Source organism: Marinobacter pelagius, from assembly GCF_003315345.1.
Lineage (GTDB): Bacteria > Pseudomonadota > Gammaproteobacteria > Pseudomonadales > Oleiphilaceae > Marinobacter > Marinobacter pelagius_A.
The window spans coordinates 1-1156 of record NZ_QNRO01000053.1; the positions used below are offsets into that span (position 1 = coordinate 1).

1 protein-coding gene is annotated in these 1156 nt (G+C 52.9%); it reads right to left on the reverse strand.

All coding sequences use genetic code 11. From position 1 onward, the window contains the following. Positions 1 to 140: 140 nt before the first annotated feature. The gene (locus DET50_RS19315) at positions 141 to 1085 is read right to left on the reverse strand and encodes an IS5 family transposase (RefSeq protein WP_011784145.1); all 945 of its coding nucleotides are present in this window, start codon (positions 1083 to 1085) and stop codon (positions 141 to 143) included. Positions 1086 to 1156 lie beyond the last annotated feature (71 nt).

The window sequence follows — 1156 nt, forward strand, 5'->3', positions numbered from 1 at the left end:
GGAAGGTCTGAATAACTGCTGATATTTGCCCATCTTGGGTTTAAACGGCAAAAAATCGAAGATTCAGACACTATTTTCCCTTTATTTGTGTGTTTTTTGCCCGTTTCCCGCCATTTTGGCGGAAAACAGGCGCACTGGCCCTACGCCAGCATGTATTTTTCACCGATCAGCAGGTTGCTAAACGCGGCCAGCAAATGCAACCGGTTGCTGTTCTTGGCAAGGCCGCGATAGCGGACCTTGCCATAACCAAAGACCCGCTTGATGTACCGGAAGGGATGCTCGACCTTGGCACGAACACTGGCTTTGATCTTCTCTGCTTTCAGTTTGTCGGCATCCAGCGTCTTCCGGGTGCCAGGCCGTTTGGCAATGAACCAGGAGACGTTTTTGCGGTGCTTATGCTCATCCCGCTTCTGAATGCCAAGGTAACCGGCGTCGCCGAAGACTCGTTGCTCTTCACCATGCAGCAGCTTGTCGGTGGGCACGATGTCGTGAACATTGGCAGCGGTGGTATCAATGCTATGAATCAGACCGAACGTGTCGTCGACACCAATGTGCATTTTCATGCCGAAGTGCCATTCGTTGCCCTTTCTGGTCTGGTGCATCTCCGGATCACGCTTGCCAGTTTGGTTCTTGGTGGAGCTGGGAGCAGAGATGATGGTGGCATCTACGATGCTTCCTTCACGCAACATCAAGCCGTTTTTCTCCAGGTGTTTGTTCACCTCTTTAAACAGCGCCTTGCCAAGACCGTGCTGCTCCAGGAAATGCCGGAAGTTGAGAATCGTCGTCTCATCTGGCAAACGGTCCAGCTTCAGACCCGCGAAGTGCCGCATGGATTCGATCTCGTACAGCGCGTCTTCCATGGCCGGATCGCTCAAGTTATAGAACAACTGCATGCAGTGAACCCGCAGCATGGCAGGCAGCGGATAAGGGGGCCGTCCGTTCCGGCCCTTCGGGTAATAACGGGCTACCTTCTTCTCCAACTGCTTCCACGGAATCAGCTTGTCCATCCGTTCCAGAAAGATCTCGCGACGGGTCTTGCGCTTCTTGGTCTGGTATTCGGCTTCGGAGAAGGTGATCTGATCCATGCTGGCAACGATCCTATGCGATTGACGATGGCCGTATTATCGCTGATTTTGGAGACTTATTCAGAGCCTCC